Raw genomic sequence first — 16,025 nt, forward strand, 5'->3', positions numbered from 1 at the left:
GTTGCAACGGGCTGCTGGCCACAGTGCGAGCAGCCCGCCTCCCTCATCTCATGTCTTGAGATGGCATCCCCGGCGCACCCAGCGCCCCTTACGCATCCCCCTCGCACCTGCGCCATCCTGAAAGCCCCTGTCGCGGCTGATCAAGCAACTTGATTGCGGTGCAACACGCCCACCTATAACGACGCGTATCGCTTGTGGCAGCCCGTGCGCAGCATTAGATTAGCCAATTATCTAGGGCACCTATCATAAGCAGAAGGGATAAGCATGGCGCTCACCGACCAGTCCACCCGCATCCGCGCAGGCGAAGAACTCGACGCCACCGTCATCGATGCCTATCTCAAGGCTCACATCCCCGGCTTGAGCGGCGAAGCCAGAATCAGCCAGTTTCCCGGCGGTGCATCCAATCTGACCTACCTGATCGAGTACCCGCAGCAGGAGTTCGTCCTGCGGCGTCCGCCGTTCGGTCACAAGGCCAAGTCTGCCCACGACATGGGCCGCGAATACCGCATCCTCAACCAGCTCAACGCCGGTTTCCCCTACTGCCCCAAGGCTTATGTGCACTGCACCGACGAATCCGTGATCGGTGCCGAGTTCTACGTGATGGAGCGAGTGAAGGGCATCATCCTGCGCTCGGACATGCCGGCCGAGCTGAACTTCAGCCCCGAGCAGACCACCGCGCTGTGCAAGAGCTTCATCGACAAGCTGGTGGAGCTGCACAACGTCGACTACCACGCCTGCGGCCTGGGCGATCTGGGCAAGCCCGAGGGTTATGTCGAACGCCAGATCAGGGGCTGGAGCGAGCGCTACGAGAAGGCCCTGACGCCCGACGCACCAACCTGGGAGCCGGTCAAGGCCTGGCTGCGCGACAAGATGCCGGCCGATCATCACAAGCCGGGCATCGTGCATAACGACTACCGCTTCGACAACGTGATTCTCGACCCGAGCAACCCGATGCAGATCATCGGCGTGCTCGACTGGGAGATGACCACCATCGGCGATCCGCTGATGGACCTGGGCAACACCCTGGCCTACTGGATCGAAGCTGGCGATCCGCCCCCCGTGCAGCTGATGCGTCGCCAGCCGAGCAACGCCCCGGGCATGCTCACCCGCCAGCAGTTCGTCGATTACTACGCCGAGCAGGCCGGCATCGAGATCAAGAGTTTCGACTTCTACTACACCTACGGCCTGTTCCGCCTGGCCGGCATCGTGCAGCAGATCTACTACCGCTTCTACCACGGCCAGACCCAGGACAAGCGCTTCGCCCAGTTCATCCACATGAACAAGCTGCTGGAGCAGATGAGCCTGCAGGTCATCGGCAAAACCACTCTCTAAACCCGGGGTAATCACAATGTCCAAGACCCAACTGTTCGACCTCGACGGCAAGATCGCCTTCGTCTCCGGCGCCAGCCGCGGCATCGGTGAGGCCATTGCCAAGCTGCTGGCCCAGCAAGGCGCTCACGTGATCGTCTCCAGCCGCAAGATCGAGGGCTGCCAGGCCGTGGCCGATGCCATCCTGGCCGAAGGCGGCAAGGCCACCGCCATCGCCTGCCACATCGGCGAGATGGAACAGATCTCCAGCGTCTTCGCGCAGATCAGGGAACAGTTCGGTCGCCTCGACATCCTGGTCAACAACGCCGCCACCAACCCGCAGTTCTGCAACGTGCTGGACACCGACCTGGGCGCCTTCCAGAAAACCGTGGACGTGAATATCCGCGGCTACTACTTCATGTCCATCGAAGGCGGCAAGCTGATGAAGGAAAACGGCGGCGGCTCGATCATCAACGTCGCCTCGATCAACGGCGTATCCCCCGGCGAATTCCAGGGCATCTACTCGGTCACCAAGGCCGCGGTGATCAGCATGACCAAGGTGTTCGCCAAGGAATGCGCGCAGTTCGGCATTCGCTGCAATGCCCTGCTGCCGGGCCTGACCGACACCAAATTCGCCTCGGCACTGACCAAAAACGACGCCATCCTCAAGCATGCGCTGCAGCGCATTCCGCTCAAGCGCGTAGCCGACCCCAGCGAAATGGCCGGCGCGGTGCTGTACCTGGCCAGCGAAGCGTCCAGCTACACCACCGGTGTGGCGCTGAACGTGGACGGCGGCTTCCTCTCCTGAAGCCAAATGCCCCGAACGACAAAGGCACCTACAAGGTGCCTTTGTCGTTTTGGGTACGCGATGCGCACCGCAGGTTCAGTGGTTTTCATTTGTTGGGCAGGACGGCACTGCACTCTAGCCCGCCAATCCTGGTCAGTGTGGGCTAAAGCCCACCCTACATCGCTGACAGCCAGGAAGCGCACAACGCCACTACCCTCTCCCGCCCTTCGGGCACCCTCTGCCGCAAGCGGCCGCTACCAATCCTTCAAGGCCGCTTCTGCCGCCGGGTTCATCGGCTCGGCCAGCAGACCGGTCGGTGTCAGGCTGACGCTGTAGACCGCATCGGCGGCGATCGGCAGATAGGTGACGCGCAGCGCCTGCGGATCGAACAGGAGCAGGTCACGCTGGCTCAGGCGCAGCCAGCGCCACAGATCCACACCGTACGGGCTTTCCGCGAGCTGTACGCGACCGTGTTGCGCCAACGCCTGCTGCTCGATGGCGAGAAAACGTCCGGATAGCCGCTCCAGGCGGTAACCCGGTTCGAGACCGATCAACTCGGCCAGACCTTTCCAGCGAATCAGCCGGCCATCAAGCTGCCACAGATCGCCCTCCAGGGTCACCGTACGCTCACGCCCACCTTCGAGCAGCGTCACCTGATAACGCTGCGGGCCATCGGCCTTGAAGCTCAGCGTCACCAAGGGTTTACCTGGCTGCAGCGACTCATAGGCATAGAGATCGTAAGCCACCAGGCCGACCAGCCCCGCCAGCGCAAGAAATGCCAGACCACAGGTACCGCGCAGCCAGCCGAGGAACCAGCCCGTATTGAGCAGAATGCGCAATGCCACCAGCAGCGCCAATACGGCCAACAGCGCCATGGCCCAGGCCAACCCGTCGTATTGCATCGATTGCGTTCCTTCTCTGACGAAATCCCGGCATTATGCGCAGCTCGCCTCACCGCGAACAGCCAGCAGGCTGCGCACTCGCCCACAAGTCGACACTTTATATGCCCTTCGCCCTCGAACTCGCCATCGACCCCAGCACCCTGGCCATTCTCGCGCTGGTCGCCTTCACCGCCGGTTTCATCGACGCCATCGCCGGAGGTGGCGGCCTGCTGACCATCCCCGCCCTGCTCACTGCCGGCCTGCCGCCTCATCTGGTGCTCGGCACCAACAAACTGTGCGCCACCTTCGGCTCGGGCACCGCAGCGCTGACCTTCTACCGGCGCAAGCTGTTCGACCCCGGGCAGTGGCGCAGCGCCTTGCTGGCCACGCTGATTGGTGCCCTGCTCGGCGCGGTGATCGCCCACTGGATGCCCGCCGCCTGGCTCAACCAGATGCTGCCGGCGGTGGTGTTCGCCTGCGGCCTGTATCTGCTGTTCGGCCGCATGCCCGAGGCTCCGACGGAACAGAACCTGCCGATCGCCCGCGGCCGGCAGTGGCCACAGGGGCTTGGTCTGGGTTTCTACGATGGAGTGGCCGGCCCGGGCACCGGCGCCTTCTGGACGGTCAGCAGCCTGCTGATGTATCCGCTCGACCTGGTGCGCGCCAGTGGCGTGGCACGCACCATGAATTTCGTCAGCAACGCCGCGGCACTGGCGGTATTCATCGCCTTCGGTCAGGTGGCCTGGGTGCTTGGTCTGAGCATGGGCGCGGCACTGATGGTCGGCGCCTTCCTGGGCGCGCGCACGGCAATCAAGGGCGGTTCGAAATTCATTCGCCCGGTGTTCATTCTGGTGGTGTTGGCACTGACCGCACGCCTGGTCTGGCAGCACTGGGTCGCGTAGGGCGGGTGCGACCTGCCACAGCATCGATTTGGCGGGTTGCCCCGCCCTACGGCAGACTGGGCTCGGGCAGACCGAGGCGGCGCGCCACGTAGAGATCGATCAGATGGCGGGCGATGGAACGCGAAGCCGGCAACGGCGGCAGCTCATCGACGCGAAACCAGCGCGCATCCTCGATCTCGTCTTCCTGCATGACGATTTCGCCACCGGCATATTCGGCGTGGAAGCCGAGCATCAGTGAATGCGGGAATGGCCAGCCCTGGCTGCCGATGTAGTGCAGGTTCTTCACCTCGACGCCGACTTCCTCGCGCACCTCGCGCGCCACGCAATGCTCCACCGATTCGCCCGGCTCGACGAAGCCGGCCAGGGTGCTGTAGACGCCCGTGACGAAGCGCGGCGAACGGGCCAGCAGGATCTCGTCCCCACGCGTGACCAGCACGATCATGCTCGGCGAGATGCGCGGATAGTGTTGCGACTCGCAGCCGTCGCAACGCATCGCTCGCTCCCCCGGCAACTGGCGCGTCGGCGCACCGCAGCTGCCACAGAAGCGATGCTCGGCGTACCAGGTACCGATCTGCGCGGCGTACGCCAGCATGCGGAAAGTCTCCGCCTCGCCTTGCAGCATGAACTGACGCAGGCTCTGCCAGCTGCAACCATCCAGCATGGACGACGGTTTCACCTGCAGTAGATAGATGGCGTCCTCACCGAAATAGCCGATGCCCTGTTCGCCGACGATCTGCAGGTCTTGGCGCTTGATCCAGTCGCGAGGAAACAACACGCCGTTGCTGTCGGCCAGAAAATGCTGCTGGTGGTAGAGCAACGCCCAGCCGCCCGGCTGGGCCGGGTCGAGAAAGGCGTTGCGCCAGATCATCAGGCCGCCACCGGCATGCCCAGCGCCTTGACGCTCTCTTCAGCCAGATCGAGCACGCTGGGACGGGTCTCGGGCCGCATCACGGCACCGGCTTCCAGATAGTACTCCAGGCTGCTGAGCGCATCGGCCAGGGTTTCCAGCATCTGCTCCGACGGCATCTGCCCGGACTCGAGCATGCGCGTCTGGATATAGTCGGCGCAGGCGCCGACCAGCATGGCTGCCCGGCGCTGCTCGAGGAACCACAGCCCGCCACGCACCGCCTGCAGGCTGAACGGCACGTTGGCCAGGTGCATCTTGTCGCCGCCCGCCTCCAGGTATGCGGTGATGGCGCGCTTGGCCAGCGCCAGACCGGCCTGGGCCTCGTCGACCACGACGATACGCGCCTCGTTGAGCTGGTGATTGGCGAAGGAGTCGGCCTCGTTGCCCGGCTCGACCGGCGCCGGTCGAGTATCGCGCCCCTCGCCTCGCTCGAGGCTGGCCACCATGCCTTCGACATACAGCACGGCATCGGCCAGCTTGTGCAACTGCTCCGGCTGCGGGGCCGTATTGTCGTTCCAGGCCGCCACCAGCGGCAGCTGCGCACTCAGCGAGTTGCCCGCGGAGTTGAGGCCGACCATGCCCAGGGTCTTGGCCAGCTTGCCCAGCAGCGCATGCAGAGTACCCAGGGTTTCGCCCTGCAGGGTGCCACGCTCGAGCAGATCGAGCATGTCCTTGACGCTGGCCAGCTCTTCGCGAATCGCCGTGGACAGCGAACGCATCACCGCCTGCCCCGGCCCCGCCAGGCGCTGGTATTCCTCTTCCAGCAGATGATCGGTGAACGGCAGCGGCGTCAGCCCGAAGACTTCGCGCATGGCGCTGGCGAGCGGACCGTGGCTGTCGGCCAGCGCGACCAGATACAGCAGCTCCTTGAGCAGGCTGCGCGGCGCTTCGTACTGCGGATTGCTCAGCATCAGCTTGAGTTCGCGATCCAGGCGCGAGAACAGCTGCTTGCGCCCCTTGCGCGGCAGCAGCTGACCATCGCACTGCGCCTCGATGGCAGCGGCGCCGATCCAGCACATGCGCCCGCGTGCCTCGTTGGCGAACAGGCTGTCCAGACGCGCCATGGCGCGCACCATGAGCTTGAGGCTGGCCTGCGGATTCTGCTCGCGGATGAAGCCGAGCAACCCCACCTGATACATGTGGCGCAGGCGCTTGCCTTCGCTGAGCTTGGCCGCGCCATCCAGCGGCTGGGTAGCGCTGTGCGGCCGCGCATGATCGAGGCGCACGCTGAAGAAGAAGCTTTCCGGCAAAGGCTGCTGGGCGCCGGCCATGCGCAGGTCATTGATTGCCGGCAGCAGCAGCTCGGGCATCTCCTGGCGATGGGCGTCGACGTTCTCCAGATAGCGGCGCAACACGTGCAGCGCGTTGCTCAGCGCGGCCAACTGCACGTCGCGCTCCTCGCCGGCGCCGGCGGGGATATCGGTAGCCTGATCCAGCACCTCCTGCGCCAGCAGCTCGGCGCCGGCCAGCTCGATCAGATTGAGGGTGCCGCGCACCTGCTGCAGGCTTTCCACTGCCTGTTGCAGCAGGCTGCCGTTGTGACGTTCGGCGATGAAGTGCTCGAGGCTCTGCTCGGCCTCTTCCATGGTGACGAACAGTTCGTCGCGCACCAGGTTCAGGGATGTGGCTCCACTCACCATGCTCTAGGCACCTCGAGACTCGCAGCGGACAACAGTGGATACGGCATCAGTCGGCGAACTCCGGTTTCTGCTTGGTCATGTGCGCCGTCATGGCCAGACGCAGGTCTTCCGACTGCAGCATGGCAGCGTTCCAGGTGGCGATGTACTCCAGGCCATCGTCGACCCGGTGATCACGCATGTAGCGAATCATTTCCTTGGTACCGCGAATCGCCACCGGCGACTTGGCGGCAATGTCCGCGGCGATTGCCATGACCCCGGCCAGCAGGGCTTCCTGGCTCTCGTAGGTGCGATTGACCAAACCAATACGCGCGGCCTCGGCGCCGTCGATGCTGCGCCCGGTGAAGGCCAGTTCGCGCATCATGCCGTCACCGATGATACGCGGCAGGCGCTGCAGGGTACCGACATCGGCCGCCATGCCCATGTCGATCTCCTTGATGGAGAACTGCGCGTCGACCGTGGCGTAACGCATATCGCAGGCGCTGATCAGGTCGATGGCGCCACCCAGGCAGTAGCCGTGGATCGCGGCCAGCACCGGCTTGCGGCACTGGTCGACGGCAACGAAGGAAGCCTGCAGTTCGAGGATCTTGCGGCGCAGGGCATCGGCATTGCGGCCGACATCCTTGCCCAGTTGGGAACCAACCGAGGCCAGCAGCATCAGATCGATACCGGAGGAAAAGTGCTTGCCTGCACCGGACAGCACCACCACCCGCACCGCATCGGTGGCATCGACCCAGCGGAAGATCTCGATGATCTCGCGCCAGAAGTCGGCATTCATCGCATTGACCTTGTCCGGGCGGTTGATCTGCACATGGGCGATCTTGTCCGCCAACTCGACGCGGAAGGCTTGATAGTCGGACATGGCAGTCATCCTCAGCCGTGGCTCGGCAGCACAGTAACGATTTTGTGATTAATAACCGAGCAACTATAACAAGCACGCGATAAAAGTCGATGCTTGCCACTGTGACGCAGGGCACGCCCCGGACGTTAACAAGCGCTTTGAGTATCACGGATAAGGGCTTGATCTGCCGAGGGTCTTGCCCCCGGCAGTCACCTCGGGCACATCACTCCACGAGACAATCGACGCAATACTGCCCCGCCTCGGCCTGCAGGCCGTGCACGTCGATGTCGAAGCCCGGGAAGGCCTGATCGAAGGTCCGCGCGAAGGCCAGGTAGTCGAGTATCGAGCGGGTCGCGGCGGTGAAGCGCTCACCCGGCATGATCAGCGGAATGCCCGGCGGATAAGGCACCAGCATCACGGCAGCGATGCGCCCCTGCAGTTGATCGATCGGCACCGCCTCGACCTCGCCGCGCACCAGGCGGTCGTAGGCCTCGGCCGGCTTGATCGCCACTTCCGGCAAAGCCGTGTACATGCTCTTCAACGCCTTGGCCGTGGCGTTGTCGCGGTAGCAGCCATGCAGCGCATCGCACAGATCGCGCAGCCCCATGCCCTGATAGCAGCCGCCACCCGCATGAGCGATGGAGGGCAGCACGTCCACCAGCGGCAGATTGGCGTCGTAGCTGCGCTTGAACTCCAGCAGTTCGGTCAGCAGCGTGCTCCACTTGCCCTTGGTGATGCCCATGGAAAACAGCACCAGGAAGGAATACAGACCGGTCTTTTCCACGACCAGGCCGCGCTCCCAGAGAAACTTGCTGACCACCGCCGCCGGGATCCCGCGCTCCTCCAGTTTGCCGGCCGCGTTGAGACCGGGCATCACCAGCGTCACCTTGATCGGGTCAAGCAGCACGTAGTCATTGGCTACCTCGCCGAAACCATGCCAGTCGGCGTCCGGCTGCAGCACCCAGTCGGCAGTCGACAGGCTGTCGGCGCCATCGGCTTCGCCCGGCTGCCAGATGCTGAACCACCAGTCCTCGGCATCGAGATTGCGGCGCACGTTGGCCAGGGCACGACGGAAGCTCAGGGCCTCGTCGAAGGTTTCCTGGATCAGCGAACGCCCGGCCGGGCCTTCCATCATCGCCGAGGCCACATCCAGTGAGGCGATGATGCCGTACTGCGGCGACGTGGAGATGTGCATCATGAAGGCTTCGTTGAAGCGGTCACGGTCCAATTGGCGCTGCCCGCCATCCTGCACATGGATCATCGAGGCCTGACTGAACGCGGCCAGCAGCTTGTGCGTGGAATGGGTGGTGAACACCAGCGGCGAGCGCTCGTCGCACTGGGTACCCATGCCGTAGCGGCCGGCATAGAACTCATGGAACGCGGCGTAGGCGTACCAGGCCTCGTCGAAGTGCAGCACCTCGACCGAATCACCCAGCGCCTGCTTGACCATCTCGGCGTTGTAGCAAAGCCCGTCGTAGGTGGAGTTGGTCACCACCGCCAGCTTGACCTTAGGCGCGCGACCGCGTGCCAGCGGGCTGGCGTCGATCTTGGCCTGGATCGATTCACGGCTGAACTCCGACAGCGGAATCGGCCCGATGATGCCCAGCTCGTTGCGCTCGGGGCACAGGTACAGCGGGATCGCACCGGTCATGATGATCGAATGCAGGATCGACTTGTGGCAGTTGCGGTCCACCAGTACCAGATCGTCACGCCCGACCATCGAATGCCAGACGATCTTGTTCGCCGTGGACGTGCCGTTGATCACGAAGAAGGTGTGGTCGGCGCCGAAGTTGCGCGCGGCGCGCGCCTCGGCTTCGGCCAGCGGGCCGGTGTGATCGAGCAGCGAACCCAGCTCCGGCACCGACACCGACAGATCCGAACGCAGGGTGTTTTCCCCGAAGAACTGGTGAAACGCCTGGCCTACCGGGCTCTTGCGGTAAGCCACGCCGCCGCCGTGACCGGGCGTGTGCCAGGAATAGTTGGATTGTGCGGTGTGCTGCACCAGCGCCTTGAAGAACGGCGGCAGCAGGCCGTCGAGGTAGTTGTGCGCCGCCCGCGCCACCTGACGGGCCAAGAAGGAAACGGTGTCTTCGTAGAGATAGAGGATGCCGCGCAGGTGATTGAGATCGGCCATGGCCTCGGCCGGCGCATTCTCGATGGTGACCTGCTCGCCGAGGGCGAAGATCGGCAATTGCGGAGCACGCACCCGCGCCACGCGGATCAGCTCGACCATGTCCTGCAGCAGACGACTGTTCTCCCCCGCGCCCTCGGCGGCCACCAGGATGCAGGCCAGACCGTGGTGGGTGGAGGCGACGATGCGGCCCTCGGCTGCACTGGCGGTGGGGAGAATGCTGAAACCGTCCTGTTCCAGCTCGCGCGCAATGGCGCGCACGCGATCGCCGGCCACCGTGTCGGCCTTGATGTCGCGGTGAACGATGAGGACGGGGAATTTTAGATCTTTATACATTTTGACGTCCTGAAAGCTGGCAGGCCCTCGCCTGCCCATCGCCTCAGGTTAGAGGCTCCCCCTGATCGGCGGAACCCCCTGTGCATCACGCTATAAGAAAAGGTCGCAATTGCGCTGCTCGGTTATTCCGGCGCCTTTTCCAGCTGCGCCCACAATGACGGCCCACCGGCGGATTTCTCGATGGCAGCCAGGCGCGCCAGGTGCGCCGCGAGTTCATCCTCGCTGGCGCGAATGACGCGGGTGCGCGGACGCGCGGCATCCAGACGACGAATCGGCGTAGCCTGCTGACGACCGCTGCCATCGCTATCGGCGCCCTCACCGGCAAGCGACAGATGGGTCTGACCACCGGTCATCGCCAGGTAGACGTCGGCGAGGATCTCCGAGTCGAGCAGTGCGCCGTGCAGTTCGCGGTTGGAGTTGTCGACGCCATAGCGCTTGCACAGCGCATCGAGGCTGTTGCGCTGCCCCGGATGGCGTTCACGCGCCATCATCAGGGTGTCGAGCACCGAGCAGTAGTCGCTGACATCGGCACGCTCGCTCTGCCCCAGCAGGGCGAACTCGTTGTTGATGAAGCCAACGTCGAACGCTGCGTTATGGATGATCAGCTGGGCGCCTTTGATGAATTCGTAGAACTCATCGGCCACATCCTTGAATCGCGGCTTGTCGGCGACGTACTCGTTAGTAATGCCGTGAACCGCGATGGCGCCTTCGTCGATCTCGCGATCGGGGTTCAGGTAGACATGGAAGTGGCGCCCGGTCAGGCGCCGCCCCAGCAGTTCGACACAACCGATCTCGATGATGCGGTGCCCGTCGGTGACCGGCATGCCGGTGGTTTCGGTATCCAGCACCACATAGCGGTTGACGGTGTTATCGGTTGTCACGCCTTGCCTCTCTCATCTATCTGCTTGCCACATTTTCAGCGCGGCATCTTAACCCAGGTGGAGCCCCCACGGCTCAGCGCGCCGAGCGCACCTCGTCGACGCCACGGTTGGCCAACTGATCGGCGCGCTCGTTGCCCGGATGGCCGGTGTGCCCACGCACCCACTGCCAACTGACCTGATGACGGTTGACCTCTTCATCCAGCTTCTGCCAGAGGTCGGCATTCTTCACCGGCTCTTTCGAGGCGGTCTTCCAGCCGCGCTTCTTCCAGTTCGGCAGCCATTCCTGGATGCCCTTCATCACATATTGCGAATCGGTCACCAGCTTGACCGAGCAGGGCCGGGTCAGGGCGATCAGGCCGGCAATCGCCGCCATCAGCTCCATGCGGTTGTTGGTGGTGCTGGGGTCCCCGCCCCACAACTCCTTTTCCACGCCCTTGTAGACCAGCAATGCCCCCCAGCCTCCGGGGCCGGGATTGCCCTTACAGGCGCCGTCGGTGTAGATCACCACTTCATCGGTTTCAGACATTCACAGGCTCTGTACGGAATTGACCAGTCGGGGGAGCCTTTCAGGTATCGATGTCGCGGCGGCTGATCTTGGCCACCGGCAATGGCAACAGCTTGCCCATCGGCTCACGACGCGATTGCCGCAGCGGCCGTAAACCGACCACCAGCTTGCGCGCTACCAGCAGGTAAAAGCCGGCCCCCGGCAGTTGCCAGGCCTCCCCCCAACGTTCCAGTCGCCGCAGGCGCATTTGCCAGGCGAGCGACGCAAGCGGCGGACGATAGCACCCGAACCGCCGTTTCTCCAACGCAAAGCCCAGCAGCGTCAGCCAGTCACCCACTCGACTGGGGGAGATGCAGCGCGCCTGCCTGAGCCCGTCCTGCGCGAACAGACGCCGCGCGCCCCAGCCGCTCCAGGGATGGATACCCAGAATCAGCAGGTGCCCGCCCGGCCGCACGCTGCGCGCCGCTTCGCGCAGCAAGCCGTGTGGCGACAGACAGAAGTCCAGACCATGCTGCAGCACCACCACATCGGCCGCGTGCTCGCCCAGCGGCCAGGACTGCTCCTCGCAGACGATCTGCACGCCGGGCATCGGCGCGCCCAGGCGCACGTTGTGCTGAATCTGCCCGGCCTTGGGCGGGCCTTCGGCGCCTGGCCCGTAGCTCACCAGATAACCGCCGAAGAAACGCGCCAGCTCCTCCTCCAGCAGGCGCCGCTCCTCCTCCAGCAACAGCTGGCCGAGCGGCCCGGCAAGCCAGTCGCGCGCCTCGCCGATGAGCTTGAGCCACTCGGGGTCGGCCTGGGCGAATGCCTGATCAGTCATCGCTGCCTCCGCATGACAGGTTCTGCATGTCCTGTCTAAGATGCACCTTTATCACCAGCTTAGCGACCCACAATGATTCAGATCGACGCGCTGCCCGCCTTCAACGACAACTATATCTGGTTGCTGCAGGACCCGACCAGCCGCCGCTGCGCGGTGGTCGACCCAGGTGATGCGGCGCCGGTACTGGCCTGGCTGGAGGCTCATGGCGACTGGACGCTGAGCGATATCCTGATCACCCACCACCACTTCGACCACGTCGGTGGCGTCGAACAGCTGAAGAAGGCCACCGGCGCACGCGTCGCCGGTCCGGCGGCGGAGAAGATCCCGGCGCGTGACGTGGATCTGGGCGACAACGACCTGATCGAGGTGCTCGGCCTGCGTTTCCAGATCATGGCCGTGCCTGGCCATACCCTCGGTCATATCGCCTATTACCACGCCGAGCAGAATCTGCTGCTGTGTGGCGACACCCTGTTCGCGGGCGGCTGTGGTCGCCTGTTCGAGGGCACGCCGCAACAGATGCACCAGTCGCTTAGCCGTCTGGCCGCCCTGCCTGGTGCAACACGGGTCTACTGCACCCATGAGTACACCCTGAGCAACCTGCGCTTCGCCCATGCCGTCGAGCCGCACAACCCGGACGTCAGCGCGCGATTGGCCGAGGTGAGCCGCTGGCGCGACGAGGGCCGCATCAGCCTGCCCTCGAGCATCGAGCTGGAGCGGGCCACCAATCCCTTTCTGCGCACCGGCGAGCCCGGCGTGATCGAGGCCGCCAAACGAAACGACGAGCGGTCCTCGAGCGAACCGAGCGCCGTGTTCGCCAGCCTGCGCGCCTGGAAGGACCGCTTCTGAGGGCCCGCAAGGCAGGCAGAGAATTGCCGAGCGCCAGCGTCCCCGGCACCCGCAACGCCCCATCTGGGTGACCGACGGGATGCCGGTCACAAATGGCTGGCGAAAACTTGACCACCCCCGCTTCGGTTCCTAGAATCGCCCGATCTTTTCGCCGGGACAAACACCTCACCCAATGCCTTTATCATCACGCAAGCCATTGAATACAAAGGCATTGGTGCGAAGCGCTCGAGCGCTAGCGGTGATGTGCAGCATGATCCTGGCCGGCTGTCAGAGCCTGCCCAGCGATACCCCGGACCGCTCGGCTGACACCTCCCGAGCCGTGGGCCTGGAGCGCGAGCCGGAGTGGCTCAACAACCAGGTCAAACCGCGCGAGTACACCGATATCTGGGAACGCATGCGCGACGGCTTCAAGCTTCAGGACGAGATCGGCATCAACCCCCGCATCGAACGTCTGCGCCTCTGGTACGCCAGCAACCCGCGGCATGTCGACACCGTCAGCGAGCGCAGCGCTCCCTACATCCATTACATCGTCGAGCGCCTGGCCGAACGTGACATGCCGATGGAGCTGGCCCTGCTGCCGGTGATCGAGAGCGCCTACGACCCGCAGGCCTACTCTTCCGCCCATGCCGTCGGTCTCTGGCAATTCATTCCCTCCACCGGTCGTCACTACAACCTGCGCCAGACCAACTGGTACGACGGCCGGCGCGACGTCACCGCCTCGACCCAGGCCGCCCTCAACTACCTGAGCCGCCTGCACGAGATGTTCAACGGCGACTGGCTGCTCGCCCTGGCCGCCTACAATGCCGGCGAAGGCCGCATCAGCCGCGCCATCGAACGCAACGAAAAGCTCGGCCTGCCCAGCGACTACTGGAACCTGTCGCTGCCCAAGGAAACCGAGGACTACGTGCCCAAACTCCTGGCCCTGTCGCAGGTCATCCTGACGCCCGAGGCCTATGGCGTGACGCTGTCACCGATTGCCAACGAGCCCTACTTCGAGCAGGTCGCGATCAAGCAGCACATGGACCTCTCCCGAGTCGCCAAACTGGCCGACCTGGATGAGCAGGAACTGCTGCAGCTGAACCCCGCCTACAAACGCGGCATCACGCTCGACGGCCCGCAGCACCTCCTGGTACCGACCGAAAAGGCCGAACTGCTCAGCGCCAACCTGGCATTGATGAAGCCTCAGGAGCTGGTCGACTGGCAGAGCTACACCGTACGTTCCGGCGACAGCCTGCACGGCATCGCCAACCGTCATCACCTGAGCGTGAGCATGCTCAAGGACGTCAATCGTCTGAGCGGCAACAATCTGCGCATCGGCCAGGTGCTGACCATTCCCGGCAAGCCCGGCGTGCAGCCGAGCGAGCCGCTGTATCAGCAGCGTAGCGTGGCTCAGGCTCCGGCGGCGCGCACCTATCAGGTGAAGAACGGCGACAACCTGTGGCAGATCGCCCGCGCCAACCAGGTCGCCGTGCACGACCTGCAGCGCTGGAACAAACTGCAAGGCAACCAGCTGAAAGTTGGCCAGGTGCTCAATCTGACGGAACCGGGCGCAGGCGCCACACAGGTCGCCAGCGCCAAGCCAGCCAGCAGTGCGCGCGACAAGGCCACCTACTACCGGGTTCAGCAAGGCGATTCGCTGTACGTCATCGCCAAGCGTTTCAAGATCGACCTCAAGCGATTGCAGGCCTGGAACCCGCGCAGCAGCACGTTGCGCCCCGGGCAGACAGTGACGCTCTTCCTGCCCTGATCAACGCTTGCTGATCGCCTCCAGGCAGCGCCCGGTCAACTGGGTAAAGCGCTGGAAGGCCACGAACTGTTCGTGGCGCAGCGCCCTGCCGGATAACCTGCTGTCGGCATAGAGCACCCCGATCTCTCGCGTTCCCGCGATGATCGGCGCGATGAAGAACATTCCCGCGCCCAGGCTGCGGCGGATCGGCTGAGTGACCAGCTCGGCCAGGTTGTAGCTGGCCGGCACCCCCATCCAGATCGGCTCGCGGTGGCGCAGTGCATAGCTGAAGATATGGGGCTGCTCGACCTGCTCGGCAGGCAAAACGAAGTCCTGCAGCCACTGCTCGGTCTTGTCGCCCATCACGCGCTTGGCGCGAAAACAGCTCTGCCCATCCGCCAGCACCGCCAGCATCACCCGTTCCAGACCGGCGCCGCGGTGCAGCCCCTTGAGCAGGGTATCGAGAATCAGGCCGACATCGGCGCGCTTGCTTACCATCAGGCCGAGGTCCTGCAGCGCCTGCTGCATGACCAGCAGGTCCGGCTGCAACAGGCGCGCCTTGCGCTCTTCCTGCTGCAGGCGAATCTGCTCGGGGTCGGTATTGGGAATGAGCCGACACAGCTTGCTGGCGCCAAAGGTGGAGGCCACCTTGACCGCCTCGTCGGCACTGGCCAGCACCTGCTGCAGCGCCTCCTCCGGACTGAGGTCGACGAATGCGGCCATCTTCGCCAGCACGGCTTCCATCTCTGGCGAATCCCAGCCCTGCAGCGCCGCCTCGCTGATACGCACCCCCAGCTGCACCGCATAGGCCGCCGGGTCGTGCTGATTGGCGCCGGCATGGGCCAGGCTGACGGTCTCGCCCAGGTTCCAGCTTTTCACGAGCCCCTGGGTCAGTTGCCGGAAGCTGGTGCCCAGCACCTCGCGCACCGCCTCCTCGGTTTCGACCCCCGGTTGCGCCAGGGCCGCGGCCAGTTCATCGGCCTGCTCACCGCCACAGCCCCAGAAGGCCAACTCGCCGAGATGATGCAGCAAGGCGGCGATGAACACTTCCTCGGCATGCTTGGAGAGCACGTAACCGGCGATGTTGCGTGCCTGTACGGCGGCGTGGAAGGAACGCGCGAGCAGCTCCTGCAACTGCTCGCGGGGCGCGCGGGTGAGCAGGCCGTCGATCAGGCTCACCGACAGCCCGATCAGTCGCACATTGTCGAAGCCGATCAGCACGATGGCCCGCGAAATGGTCTTGATGGTTTCCTGCGAGGGGTTGTAATAGACGCTGTTGCCGACCCGCAGCACCTTGCTGGTCAGCGCTGCGTCACGCAGCAACACGTCGGCCAGCTGCTGCACCGAGGCCGAATCCTGCTGGGCCAGGCGCTGCAGATCCTGCACCACGGCGGCCAGCGCGGGTAGTTCGGCTTGGTTCAGGCGATCGATCCATGACTGCAAACCATGGCTGCGTTCCGACAAATTCGTACCCTCGTGGTGTGTACATGAAGTGTATGCCAAAGTGCCGTCACTGC

Annotated in this window: 14 protein-coding genes; 5 read left to right on the forward strand and 9 right to left on the reverse strand. The window is 64.4% G+C overall.

Annotated elements, in window-relative coordinates; all coding sequences use genetic code 11:
• The first annotated feature begins 264 nt into the window (after positions 1-264).
• Together N7333_RS02765 and N7333_RS02770 are read left to right on the forward strand one after the other, a co-directional pair.
• On the forward strand, positions 265-1,332 hold the full coding sequence (locus tag N7333_RS02765) for a phosphotransferase family protein (RefSeq protein WP_129482414.1): 1,068 nt from the start codon (positions 265-267) through the stop codon (positions 1,330-1,332).
• Positions 1,333-1,348: 16 nt separating this feature from the next.
• On the forward strand, positions 1,349-2,116 hold the full coding sequence (locus N7333_RS02770; RefSeq protein WP_003239997.1) for an SDR family oxidoreductase: 768 nt from the start codon (positions 1,349-1,351) through the stop codon (positions 2,114-2,116).
• Positions 2,117-2,349: 233 nt separating this feature from the next.
• Here N7333_RS02770 and N7333_RS02775 read toward each other — a convergent pair whose 3' ends face one another.
• Positions 2,350-2,997, reverse strand: a complete 648-nt coding sequence (locus N7333_RS02775) for a hypothetical protein (protein ID WP_003239994.1) — start codon at positions 2,995-2,997, stop codon at positions 2,350-2,352.
• Between the two features lie 101 nt (positions 2,998-3,098).
• Here N7333_RS02775 and N7333_RS02780 point away from each other — a divergent pair, with 101 nt between their 5' ends.
• A complete protein-coding gene (locus N7333_RS02780) occupies positions 3,099-3,878 on the forward strand; it encodes a TSUP family transporter (RefSeq protein WP_129482413.1) in 780 nt (259 codons plus the stop codon).
• Positions 3,879-3,924: 46 nt separating this feature from the next.
• On the opposite strand, the gene nudC is transcribed toward N7333_RS02780, so the two are convergent.
• From nudC to N7333_RS02815, 7 genes are all read right to left on the reverse strand, one after another.
• The gene (nudC, locus tag N7333_RS02785; RefSeq protein ID WP_129482412.1) at positions 3,925-4,746 is read right to left on the reverse strand and encodes an NAD(+) diphosphatase; all 822 of its coding nucleotides are present in this window, start codon (positions 4,744-4,746) and stop codon (positions 3,925-3,927) included.
• Positions 4,746-6,425 carry a ferrous iron transporter B gene (locus N7333_RS02790; RefSeq protein WP_129482411.1) on the reverse strand — a complete coding sequence of 560 codons (1,680 nt, stop codon included), beginning with the start codon at positions 6,423-6,425 and terminating at the stop codon, positions 4,746-4,748. The genes nudC and N7333_RS02790 overlap by 1 nt, the downstream gene beginning before the upstream one ends.
• A 46-nt stretch (positions 6,426-6,471) precedes the next feature.
• Positions 6,472-7,284 carry a crotonase/enoyl-CoA hydratase family protein gene (locus N7333_RS02795; protein WP_129482410.1) on the reverse strand — a complete coding sequence of 271 codons (813 nt, stop codon included), beginning with the start codon at positions 7,282-7,284 and terminating at the stop codon, positions 6,472-6,474.
• A 202-nt stretch (positions 7,285-7,486) separates the two neighbouring features.
• Positions 7,487-9,730, reverse strand: coding sequence for an Orn/Lys/Arg decarboxylase N-terminal domain-containing protein (locus tag N7333_RS02800; protein WP_129482409.1), 2,244 nt, complete (start codon positions 9,728-9,730; stop codon positions 7,487-7,489).
• Between the two features lie 122 nt (positions 9,731-9,852).
• Positions 9,853-10,581, reverse strand: a complete 729-nt coding sequence (gene dnaQ, locus N7333_RS02805) for a DNA polymerase III subunit epsilon (protein ID WP_279858455.1) — start codon at positions 10,579-10,581, stop codon at positions 9,853-9,855.
• Between the two features lie 103 nt (positions 10,582-10,684).
• Positions 10,685-11,137 carry a ribonuclease HI gene (gene rnhA / locus N7333_RS02810; RefSeq protein ID WP_012018492.1) on the reverse strand — a complete coding sequence of 151 codons (453 nt, stop codon included), beginning with the start codon at positions 11,135-11,137 and terminating at the stop codon, positions 10,685-10,687.
• Positions 11,138-11,177: 40 nt separating this feature from the next.
• Positions 11,178-11,936, reverse strand: a complete 759-nt coding sequence (locus tag N7333_RS02815) for a methyltransferase domain-containing protein (protein ID WP_003239977.1) — start codon at positions 11,934-11,936, stop codon at positions 11,178-11,180.
• A 72-nt stretch (positions 11,937-12,008) separates the two neighbouring features.
• Between N7333_RS02815 and gloB the strand changes: the two genes are divergently transcribed.
• Complete coding sequence (gloB, locus tag N7333_RS02820; RefSeq protein WP_129482407.1) at positions 12,009-12,782, forward strand: hydroxyacylglutathione hydrolase; 774 nt, start codon at positions 12,009-12,011, stop codon at positions 12,780-12,782.
• Between the two features lie 172 nt (positions 12,783-12,954).
• On the forward strand, positions 12,955-14,529 hold the full coding sequence (locus N7333_RS02825) for a LysM peptidoglycan-binding domain-containing protein (RefSeq protein ID WP_129482406.1): 1,575 nt from the start codon (positions 12,955-12,957) through the stop codon (positions 14,527-14,529).
• Here the strand turns inward: N7333_RS02825 and N7333_RS02830 are convergent, their stop codons facing one another.
• Positions 14,530-15,972, reverse strand: coding sequence for an HDOD domain-containing protein (locus N7333_RS02830; protein ID WP_129482405.1), 1,443 nt, complete (start codon positions 15,970-15,972; stop codon positions 14,530-14,532).
• Positions 15,973-16,025: the final 53 nt, after the last annotated feature.

The organism is Pseudomonas sp. GD04158 (assembly GCF_029834875.1).
Taxonomy (GTDB): Bacteria; Pseudomonadota; Gammaproteobacteria; order Pseudomonadales; family Pseudomonadaceae; genus Aquipseudomonas; species Aquipseudomonas hydrolytica.

Bases quoted from the DNA above. Each gene is read 5' to 3' on its own strand.
- N7333_RS02770 (WP_003239997.1), top strand. From the start codon at position 1,349: ATGTCCAAGACCCAACTGTTCGACCTCGACGGCAAGATCGCCTTCGTC.
- N7333_RS02765 (WP_129482414.1), top strand. From the start codon at position 265: ATGGCGCTCACCGACCAGTCCACCCGCATCCGCGCAGGCGAAGAACTC.
- nudC (WP_129482412.1), bottom strand. From the start codon at position 4,746: ATGATCTGGCGCAACGCCTTTCTCGACCCGGCCCAGCCGGGCGGCTGG.
- N7333_RS02775 (WP_003239994.1), bottom strand. From the start codon at position 2,997: ATGCAATACGACGGGTTGGCCTGGGCCATGGCGCTGTTGGCCGTATTG.
- N7333_RS02780 (WP_129482413.1), top strand. From the start codon at position 3,099: ATGCCCTTCGCCCTCGAACTCGCCATCGACCCCAGCACCCTGGCCATT.
- N7333_RS02825 (WP_129482406.1), top strand. From the start codon at position 12,955: ATGCCTTTATCATCACGCAAGCCATTGAATACAAAGGCATTGGTGCGA.
- N7333_RS02815 (WP_003239977.1), bottom strand. From the start codon at position 11,936: ATGACTGATCAGGCATTCGCCCAGGCCGACCCCGAGTGGCTCAAGCTC.
- rnhA (WP_012018492.1), bottom strand. From the start codon at position 11,137: ATGTCTGAAACCGATGAAGTGGTGATCTACACCGACGGCGCCTGTAAG.
- N7333_RS02790 (WP_129482411.1), bottom strand. From the start codon at position 6,425: ATGGTGAGTGGAGCCACATCCCTGAACCTGGTGCGCGACGAACTGTTC.
- N7333_RS02800 (WP_129482409.1), bottom strand. From the start codon at position 9,730: ATGTATAAAGATCTAAAATTCCCCGTCCTCATCGTTCACCGCGACATC.
- N7333_RS02795 (WP_129482410.1), bottom strand. From the start codon at position 7,284: ATGTCCGACTATCAAGCCTTCCGCGTCGAGTTGGCGGACAAGATCGCC.
- gloB (WP_129482407.1), top strand. From the start codon at position 12,009: ATGATTCAGATCGACGCGCTGCCCGCCTTCAACGACAACTATATCTGG.